Annotated in this window: 7 protein-coding genes and 1 pseudogene; 4 read left to right on the top strand and 4 right to left on the bottom strand. The window is 55.2% G+C overall.

What is annotated here, in order from left to right:
* Positions 1–606: 606 nt before the first annotated feature.
* From Q0R02_RS10680 to Q0R02_RS10670, 3 genes are read right to left on the bottom strand one after another with little or no spacing between them, the layout of a single operon-like run.
* Entirely contained in the window at positions 607–1,221 is a 615-nt protein-coding gene (locus tag Q0R02_RS10680) for a glutathione S-transferase (protein ID WP_293883343.1), read from the bottom strand.
* Between the two features lie 2 nt (positions 1,222–1,223).
* A complete protein-coding gene (locus Q0R02_RS10675; protein ID WP_293883342.1) occupies positions 1,224–2,171 on the bottom strand; it encodes a hypothetical protein in 948 nt (315 codons plus the stop codon).
* Positions 2,172–2,177: 6 nt separating this feature from the next.
* A complete protein-coding gene (locus Q0R02_RS10670; protein ID WP_293883340.1) occupies positions 2,178–2,357 on the bottom strand; it encodes a hypothetical protein in 180 nt (59 codons plus the stop codon).
* Between the two features lie 63 nt (positions 2,358–2,420).
* Between Q0R02_RS10670 and Q0R02_RS10665 the strand changes: the two genes are divergently transcribed.
* The 4 genes from Q0R02_RS10665 (at position 2,421) to Q0R02_RS10650 (ending at position 9,024) form a co-directional block, all read left to right on the top strand.
* Entirely contained in the window at positions 2,421–4,562 is a 2,142-nt protein-coding gene (locus Q0R02_RS10665) for a TonB-dependent receptor (protein WP_293883337.1), read from the top strand.
* A gap of 66 nt (positions 4,563–4,628) precedes the next feature.
* Positions 4,629–5,621, top strand: coding sequence for a fumarylacetoacetate hydrolase family protein (locus tag Q0R02_RS10660; RefSeq protein WP_293883335.1), 993 nt, complete (start codon positions 4,629–4,631; stop codon positions 5,619–5,621).
* Positions 5,618–6,871: an MFS transporter gene (locus Q0R02_RS10655; protein WP_293883334.1), complete on the top strand. Its 1,254-nt coding sequence runs from the start codon at positions 5,618–5,620 to the stop codon at positions 6,869–6,871. The genes Q0R02_RS10660 and Q0R02_RS10655 overlap by 4 nt, the downstream gene beginning before the upstream one ends.
* A 533-nt stretch (positions 6,872–7,404) precedes the next feature.
* Positions 7,405–9,024, top strand: a complete 1,620-nt coding sequence (locus Q0R02_RS10650) for a bifunctional 3-(3-hydroxy-phenyl)propionate/3-hydroxycinnamic acid hydroxylase (RefSeq protein ID WP_293883332.1) — start codon at positions 7,405–7,407, stop codon at positions 9,022–9,024.
* Positions 9,025–9,218: 194 nt separating this feature from the next.
* On the opposite strand, the pseudogene Q0R02_RS10645 reads toward Q0R02_RS10650, so the two are convergent.
* Positions 9,219–10,022: pseudogene (locus tag Q0R02_RS10645) on the bottom strand (IS3 family transposase); the annotation flags it as partial.

Raw genomic sequence — 10,022 nt, 5'->3', positions numbered from 1 at the left:
CAATGCGACCTTTGCCTTGAATGCCGGGCTGTGATTCCGGCGTGGTCTCTTGCTCATCGTGTCTCCTGTCCGCGACCATCCTGGTCGCCATCAGGCAGAAACTCCACTCATCGCTCTATTCAGTTTTGCCGAGCCACCTCTATATGCGCGTCAGCGTTTCCTGCGGTCTATTCATTGTCTGGCTCTGGCCCGGGTTGATTTCACCAGTTCCGCAGGTGACATGACTATGCCTCGCCGTAACGCCTTCGCCCAGTTTGAACGCGACCAACCAACTGGATGGACCCCGCCATCTTTGCAAATCTAGAACCTTCTATGTGGTGCTCAGGGACAGCAGATCAGACGATCAAAGTTAGGTGGGATCGTAATCCATCCCAGATAACTGTCTCTCGTGAACAAGCACTGCGTAAGTTTTTGAACATCCTCTCACCGGTCCCCTATCTGGTGGTAGTTTCGCCACAATGTTCTCTGCCGTAACGCAGGCGTCAGTTCGATGAGCGAACGCGTTGCGGGACCTGCCGGCATCACAAATATTGACTACAGATATCTATCATCACCACAAAAAATGCATCCAACGCGGCGGGGCTTACAGTACCACAAATTGCAAATCTAGGCCCAAGCATGGAGCAGCGGACTATAATGCCGCTCAAGGGCCAGTCTAACGTCGGGTAATTCTACCAATCTCCTCGCCAGCGAGGTGAAATGCTTTAAGTTGCCGACTGGAAAGCTGTCGATCATTCCCCAATGATAGAACAGTAGCGCGTAACGCTGGACGCCCGCCGGCGTCATGTGTCCGTCGTCGATCAGATGATCAATTCGTTTAAGCTCTGCCCAGTAACGAGGCTCGGCGACACGCGAGAGCTCGGCCTGCGCTTCGGCGCCGACCCCAAAAGCCATGGGAACCATGAACTGGCGACGGAGGATGTGCACCGTGGACGTCAGCCATGTCATCACCGAAACCGCTTGCGCACTTGCGTCAACCTCTTCTGGCAGCAAACGAGCTTCGGGAAAGCGGCGAGCTAGCCACGTGATGATAGCTACAGTCTCTGTCAAAACCGAGCCTCCGGTCGCAAGAGCCGGTACTTTTCCGACCGGACTGACGGCGCGCAACTCCGACCGTTCGCCACGCAAATCCACCGCAATTGGCTCATATTCGGCGCCGGTCGCCTCGAGAGCAAGCATTCCCGCGAGCGAACACGTGGGAGGCGAGAAATAGTAGCGCATAGTCACAGACGGACGCAATTTCGAACCGACTCTGGCGGTTCTTCCCCCCATTGAGTTACCATGCCCTCACTCGCGTCCCACTGATTAGTCGCAGCTCCCGAATTGAGCCGATCGGAGTCGGCCCAATGCTCATGCGAATAGCCGTGCGGGTCCGACCAATAGTCGAACACCTGACTACCCAGGAGGTGACGGCCAATTCCCCACATATGCTCGTATCTATTGAGCGATTTAAGGTAGTGGTGATCCGCCAGCACGGCGTCAATGTCTTGCGATTCAAACGAAACATGATGGAGTCCGGCGACGGGGCTTGCGATCACGAAGAGCGCATGATGATCAACGAACGCGTCGCCGTCATCCACTCGAATGAAGGCTCCAAGAAACTTCTTTTCCGGCCCTGCGAATACTTCGTCCGAAGAAATCATGCCAAGCGTTGTGTGAAACCAGGTGACGCTGCCGTGTACGTCGGGCGATCCTAGCACCACATGGGCCAGTCGCTTTAGAGGCGTCGCGTCGCCCCGTTTTTGCCGGAAAAGCTCGCCCTTTCGAAGCAAGGGCTGCGCGCCCGTGTTGCTAAGCTGACGAGTGACCTTGATCGGAGGTTCGGGCTGAATGCCGTAAACTACATCGACGTCATATCCGCCGGGTTCCTTCAGCCGGACTCGAAAGCCTCCGCCCGGAGCATCGATTGTCTCAACGGGCAGGCGCTGGTCTTCTGCCAGCAAATCAAGGTCTTCGCGACTTTTTGCGTGGAAGGCAAAGCCGAGGAATTGAGTCGGTCCCTGTTGGATAACGTAGCAATAAGGCGCCGCATCGGTTCCCCGGAAATAGCGGCAATCCCCCTCCCTGCCTAACGGGATTAGTCCAAAGTCAGTGAGAAACTGCTCTGCGATGTCCAGATCAGGAACCTGGAAGCGGCAATACGCCAACTCCGAAACCTTTATTGCTGGCATGTCATCCTACTCCTCGGCGAGTTGCTGGCCGCCGTCGCGCTGATTTCGATAATGGCAGACCAGGTTGGCATTACCTACTGACGCAGACTGCAAAGCGGCAAATTGAAAGTTCCGATACCCACTATTGAACCGCGGGATAACCGCATTGCCCGCGTCATAGCTGAAATGAATAGCTTGGATCGGCAATTATGATTTTTCCTTGGCTCGGCGATCCACCACTGTAATGACAAATCATAACGGGGAGGATTTATGCGCGGTAATCTCATTGGCTCGGTGAGCTTGGTCGGTCTGTCATGCGTCACGTTTCCTGCCATGGCGGTTACCGCTGCGGCGCCCGCGGCACAGAAGACCGCCGCGGTACCAACAGCAGTCAACCCATCGTTACCCGACGAAAGCGAGATCACGGTAACTGCGCTCCGATCTAATACGTCGATACAGAGGACGCCCGCCGCCGTAACAATCGTGAGCGGCGACGTGATAGCACGACAGCAGATTATAGATGTTCGTGGCATACAGGGCCTCGTGCCATCTGCTCGGTTTAGTGCGGCGAATACCTCAACCCGCATATTTATAAGGGGCGTGGGCTCCGCGCTCGACTTTTACTGGATCCCAGAGACGACGGCTGTAAACATCGATGGTAGCTATGTACCGCGCTTTGCCACTGCCGGAGCGTTTTTCGACATCGATAGCGTGCAAGTGTTGCCTGGCCCGCAGGGCGTGCTTTATGGTCGCAGCGCTGGCGGAGGCGCCGTCGTCATCACGACGCGCAAGCCAGTACTTGGCCTGAGCGAAATGTCGGCCGCGCTGCAATACGGCAATTACAACACGGTTCACGGAGAAGTTGTGGGGAATACTCCGCTGACTGACCAAATCGCGCTTCGCATTGGGGGTGTATACAACAGCCATGATGGATATGAACCCTATGGCCTGCAAAGCGACAATTCTTTCGGCGTAAAAGCTTCACTGCTTTATAAGCCTGCAGGTAATGCATCAATCCTAATTTGGGGCAATCATTTTGAGCAGACCGGTTTGCCAACCGCAGCCCAATATGTTCCACTGCAAAAGGGGGTCAGTCCTTGGTTCATTCCTCCCGTCGACCCGGTCACTGGTCGTGATAACACCCGAGGTTCGCGGAACGATTACAAATACTCGATCGCTGGGTACACCGTTCACCTTGACTTAGGCGTAGCAGCGATCGACTATACCGGCTCTATTCTGCATCAGACCGAAGTTTCTTTGCGCAAGCTTATCGGCAACGACCAGATTCAGAACAATGCGCAAACGCAGTTTGTCCAGAACTTTCATCTTTCCGGAAGCAGCGGCAGTCTCGACTGGATTGGCGGCGTTGACTGGTTGTATGCCAAATCGCGTTTCAATTCGCAACTTGGACCCAACCGTCTTGGATCGATCTTCCCAGATATCAGGCAGCGCAGTGTGTCTGGGTTCGGGCAAGGGACATTACACCTTGGCGATAGTGTCCGTTTGGTGGCGGGTGCCCGGTATACGCGGGATAGTCTCTCGCTTCATGGGACAAGCATTCGTTGTTTCGGCCCTTGCGTGTTTCCGCCGGTCAACTTCGACCAATCCTGGAAACATCTTGATCTTAAGGGGGGAATCGAAGCCGATCTTGCCCCGCATCTGCTTGCGTACGTCAACGTGCAAACCGGTTACGCCCCAGGGACGCTAAACGTCGTCGTGGCCGACAACGTCACGCCACCCGCCGGCGTCGGTCGGCAAATCTCGCCCCAGACTTTGTTAGCCTATACCGCTGGCCTGAAATCGACTCTCGGTGACGGTCTCCTTACGCTGAACGTCGAAGGTTATCACTACAGCTATCGCAAGCTGATTATCCAGTCGTTCGTCGCCAGCTTAAACCAGCAGACGTTGTTTAACGCGCCGCGTGCAACAGTATACGGAATACAACTGACGAGTGCACTTCACCCGACGCGCAATGATACGCTTTCGGTCAACGTGGCTTATAGCCACGGACGCTATGGAACCTTTGTCGCGACACCGGGTGCGCCTGATATTGGCGGGCTGCAGATGGTTTTTACGCCTGATTATACCGGAACCGCCTCTTATGATCACCGGTTCGATCTTGCCGGTGGCGCGAATCTTGATCTGCGTGCCTCCACATATGTCACTTCGAGCTTTTGGGGAACATTCGCGCACACCGCCAGTACCCAGCAAGGTTCATATATAAAGTCCGACGCCTCAATCACCTATCACTCACCCGACGACCGCTGGTCGCTTGGCGCCTGGATCAAAAACATCGAGAACAAGGCGGTAGCAAGCAGCATCACAAGTTCGGGCTACGCCGCCCCATTTGCTGGAGCCGCTTTTCTCGAGCCGCCGCGCACCTACGGCCTGTCGTTCGGAATTAAGATATAGAAGGTTCGGTTAAGAGTCCGTCCCCCTAAGGAAATCATTTTCCTGAAACTTTTAAGGCTATCGATTTTGTACAATGCACCGAGAAATTTCGCCCTTGGCTCTTTCTCCCAAGGCAACGGGCCGGTTTTCCTGGGCGTTGTTAGAGCTGATGTCGTCACCCCTGTGGCAGAGGTCGATGCTGCTTGGTCGAGGGAGACAACGCTTTTCCAGCTGCTCGAAAACTGGCCGCTTAATTTCCAAAGGCTCAAGTCAAGTTTAGCAAATCAGACCGTCAGCAGCTTGCCGATCCGTCTCGGCGAGTTGAGCATTCACGCTCCGCTGCCAGAGGCGCGGCAGATTTTCTGCACCGGTGCCAATTTTCGCAAACACGTAATCGAAATGGTCGTGGCTGTCGGCGCCGGAGCGGAAACCGAGGGCATGGACGCCGATCAACGGAAAGTGTTCGGTGAAGCCTATGTCGACAGGCAAGCCGCAGAGTCCGATCCTTACGTATTCATGAAAACGGTTACGTCGATCGCTGGACCGAACGACGATTTAATTCTTCCGCGGTTTTCAGAAAAAGTTGACTGGGAAATCGAGCTCGCGGCCGTAATCGGTCTTCCTGCCTATCGCGTCGCGCAAGCAGATGCTGCAAAATTCATCGCTGGATATATGATTGTCAACGATTTGACGGCGCGGGACAAGGTGCGTCGTACCGATCCCGGAGCGATCGGACCCGACTGGATTGCCGCCAAGGGTGCCCCAGGATTTTTGCCGATGGGACCGTTTTTTGTTCCTGCCGAATTTGTTGTTGATCCCCATAACCTGGCGATGCGTCTGTTCGTCAATGGCGAGGTACGGCAGGACGACCGTACGAGCGACATGACATTCGACATTCCCCGGCAGATCGAACACATCAGCACCTACGCGCGAATGCTTCCAGGTGACATTTTGTGCACGGGAAGTCCGGCCGGCAATGGTATTGTTACTGGGCAATTTCTCAAAGACGGTGACTTAATGGAGGCCGAAATCGATGGTCTCGGCAGACAACGCGTACACTGTATCGCGGCTGCCTTGTGACGGCCGGGACGAGCTCAGGCGGCAGGGAAGAAAAAGTAGCGGCAATTCTCGCTGCTTTTATTGGATTGGCCGCCGGCTATCCAAGCTCATACGGAGCGACGGCAACAACTTTCATTCTGCCACTTACCCAAGAGTTTGGCTGGACGCGGTTCGTGCCCGCGCTGATGTACTTCTGCTCGATGAGCGGGATCGCGCTGTCGTCTATCTGGCTCGGGCGCGTAATCGAGCGCTTTGGTTCCGCAGCCGTAGCGGCCTCATCTGGGCTTTGCCTCGCGATGGTCTTGGTCGCGCTAGGCTCCCAGACTGGGTCAATTGCGCTCGCACTGGTTACCAGCTTTCTGGCAGGCGCACTTGGAGCAGGAACAAGTGTCGGTCTTTATCTGTCAGCCTTGCCACGGTGGTTCGATCGCGACTTGGGGCGCGCGCTTGGAATTTCCATCGTGGGGATGAGCGTCGGTGTCACGCTCATGCCAGCTCTTGCAGCCTTGGTGTCCAACACTTCAGGATGGCGCACTGCCTATTACACCCTTGCCGCGGTACAACTCGGACTCACCCTTTGTGCCTCATTAGTGCTATTCTGGCTGTCACGCCGCAACAGCGTTGTGGCAGGCGCGAAAAGCAACGAGGATCAGACTGGAATACCGCTTTCGCAGGCACTTCAGACTCGGAGCTTTTGGCGGCTGTCTGCGATTGTGCTGCTTGCTACATTGGGCGTTTTTGGACCTTCGTTCCAGCTTTTCCCGCTCTATTCTGATCGAGGCGTTGCGCCCTCGCTCTTGCCAATCGTGGCCATAGCTCTTGGTATCGGGACATTATTGGGACGATTATGCTCAGGCGTTCTGCTTGACTATGTTGATGCGCGTTTCGTTGCTTTCGGCACCTTCGCACTTGCAGCCGTCGGCGTGATATGGCTGTCAATCTTTGACCATGCTCATTCTATCGCGGCTCTATGCATTCCTCCGCTACTGATCGGCTCCGCGCTGGGCGCCGAAAGCGATATTGTCGCTTATTTGGTACGTCGTTTCTACGGCCTGCGAGATCATGCTGCGATCTACAACCGCGTTTTGGTCGCTTATTACCTTGGTGCAGTTGCAGGTCCGCTCGGACTGGGTTGGGCCTTTAACCACCTAGCCAACGTCAATGTTGCGCTGATGATCGTTGCGGCGAGTTCGATTGCAGCTTGCGCATTGGTCGTGACACTTCCATCCCCCGGTATTCGAGTGCCTGTGGAGCCGCTGGATTTTCAATAACGAACTTACACCATGATATAAAAGATCATCAGCCGTCAATCTTTCTTACTTTGCAAGGATGCGCTGGATCGAGATATTATAACCAAAATCTTGATAGACCAGATACCCCTTGGGAGGGCCGCCGTAAAAGCTACGATTGCAGCGGCAGGTGGGATAGCCACGCCGGAGTACGGCTATGGCTAACGGTATGCTAAAAAACGCTTTGGGCTGGGGTTTCGGCCGCATAACGCTTTGCCACGCTTCGAGCGCCAGCATTGTAATTAACTCGTTCTGGCTCAACGGGACTGTGTGCGCACATGTTAAGACCATGAGATTTTGTTATCAAAGTGTCCTATATTGTTATTCAACCAAAAAGTAGTTGTGCTTTAGTTTTCAGAAAGGTTTATATAAATTTAACTAAGCTGCAAAACTATGCTTCTTTGAAAATTGCCTAGACGACTTGCTTCGCCTCACCGGCCATTATTTGGCATTGCATGAGGCGATGGCCAAAGTTCGCTTATCGTTGATCACAAACCGTAACGCAGGAAGTTCCAATGGACAGGTATGACGTTGTTATTGCCGGATGCGGCCCAGTGGGGGCGGTGGCCGCCAATCTCTTCGGGCATCTTGGTTTGGCCACCCTTGTTATCGAAAAGACCCATGAACCGTATACGCTGCCGAGAGCGATTCATTTCGACCAAGAAATTATGCGAATTTTTCAATCCGCCGGCATGGCTGAGGCGTTACTTCCGCACTTGTCGATACCTGCGGGAGCGATGTATTTTGGAGCAAATGGCAAAGCCATAAGCCAGTTTCGTGCTAACGTGACGACCGACCGCTTCGGTTGGGCTACATCGTACAACTTCTATCAACCTGATCTCGAAAGGGCGCTGCGCGATCAGTTCTCGGATCGATCAACGGTCCGTTTAGTCATTGGGCAATCAGTACAACAGGTAACTCAGGATGCCGACGGAGTCCGCGTTTCGACCAGCAGTGAGAACGGCCCGATGGTGGTTGAGGCACGCTACTTAATCGCCTGCGACGGCGGACGGAGCACGGTTCGCAAACAGATCGGGGGTGAGTTAACCGATCTCGGCTTCGATGAGCCGTGGATCGTAGTCGACACGTTCATCGAAGACCCGATCGACCTCCCACAATTGCACGGCACACCGGAAGGCATCGATATGCGGGACGCGCTGTTTATCATGGGTGATCCAGCGCGACCGACTTCAGTGATCCCCGGTGTAGGCAAACATCGCCGTTTCGAATTCATGCTGTTGCCGGACGAGGACCCCGCTGACTACAACGACCCAGCACGGGTGGCATCCCTAATCGAACCTTTTGTCAAGGGCCGCCCGCACGAGATCATCCGGTGCGCCGTCTACCGCTTCCACGCCCTGCTGGCCGAGCGATGGCAGGTGGGCCGAGTTTTTCTCGCTGGGGACGCTGCACATCAGACTCCTCCGTTCTACGGACAAGGCATGTGTCATGGCATTCGCGATGTTGCCAATCTTGCTTGGAAGTTGAAGCTGGTTCTGGAAGGGGTCGCTAGTCCGTTACTACTTGACACATATCAGCCAGAGCGGCTGCCACAGGTTCGAAGCGTCGTGGAAGCCTCAATGCGTGCAGGACAGAACTTGTGCACACTCGATCCCGCGCGTGCTGCCAAACGCGATGAAGAGATGGGGGCCATCGCCGCGCGTACGCCCCCGGGCTACGTCGACCTAATTCCCCCGATTACATCGGGAGTTTTAGGGACTGGTTCTGCGGCCGGCGCACGCTTCATCCAGCCTCCTATGGTTAGCGCGAAGGGTGTTAAAGGCTTGCTCGACGATCTAACCGGCGGCGGCTTTGTTATTTTGGGCCGCGACGCGACTGTACTTCGGGCTGTCGGCGAGGTTCATGACCAACTCTCAGCGGCAGGGCTTAAGATCTTCTTTGTTGCCAGTCGCAACGCCCTGTCCCAGGCCCAGATGATTCCTGATTTGATTGATGTCACGGGGGAATTATCTCAGTGGTTTGATTATCACACGTGCGCGGGGGTGGTGCTTCGTCCCGATGCCTACGTCTACGGCACGTTTGAAAGTTCAGAGGATTTAACTACACTTCTCAAAACTCTTATCGCTCAGCTGGACATCCGCAAAACGAGCTATTTGATGCGGCCGTTGTGGTGATGGCTGCGAGACCGAGACAAGGTGGGCTTTGCGGGGATTCAGGGCAAGCTCATACTGTGGTGAGTCTTCCTTCATGGCTCAAATGTAAATAATCGGAGGCTGAGCGTCGGCTTATTTCGGCCCTATTTATGCGATGTAGACGTCGAACCGCCTCTTGAACCGCCCCAGGATCGCCGGAGGCCGTTTGGTTTAAGTTACGCAGCCATGGGGATATCGCCCAGCATGGCGTAGTATCGTTGTTCGGCTTCGGCAGGTGGAATGTCGCCGATGGGTTCAAGCAGTCGGCGGTGGTTGAACCAGTCGACCCACTCCAGCGTGGCAAACTCGACAGCTTCAAACGACCGCCATGGTCCTCGTCTATGGACGACCTCGGCATTGTAAAGGCCATTGATCGTCTCGGCCAAAGCATTGTCATAACTGTCGCCAACACTCCGACCAACGGCTCGATCCCGGCTTCGGCAAGGCGTTCGCTATACCTTATGGAGACGTATTGCGAGCCGCGGTCACGGTGATGGATAAGACCGCCGCCTTGCGTCGGTCGGCGATCGTGCAGCGCCTGTTCCAGGGCATCGAGGACAAAGCTGGTATGCGCCGTCCGGCTGACCCGCCAGCCAACGATGTAGCGGGCGTAAACGTCGATTACGACCGCGACATAAACGAAGCGACCCCAGGTCGAGACGTAGGTGAAATCCGAGACCCACAGCCTGTTGGGCGCCGGCGCGTGGAACTGACGGTTGACGTGATCCAGCGGACAAGGTGCAGCTTTATCCCCAAACGTGGTGCGCACCGGCTTGCCCCGGATGACCCCCTGCAAACCCATATCACGCATCAGCCGCTCGACGATGCAGCGGGCAATGTCGAACCCTTCGCGCATCATTTGTCGCCAGACCTTGCGGACGCCGTAAGAGGTGGCTCGGTTTGTTTGAACAGCGCCGCGCGATTTATAAGTGGAATGGCTGCCGGTTGATTATGCCGCTGCGAGAAGCGGTTGGTTGAAG

The sequence above is a fragment of the Sphingomonas sp. genome, from assembly GCF_025353885.1.
In the GTDB taxonomy this organism is placed as follows: Bacteria; Pseudomonadota; Alphaproteobacteria; order Sphingomonadales; family Sphingomonadaceae; genus Sphingomonas_O.
The sequence above is the reverse complement of the archived record's forward strand: the minus strand, read 5'-3'. Positions and strand labels throughout refer to the sequence as shown.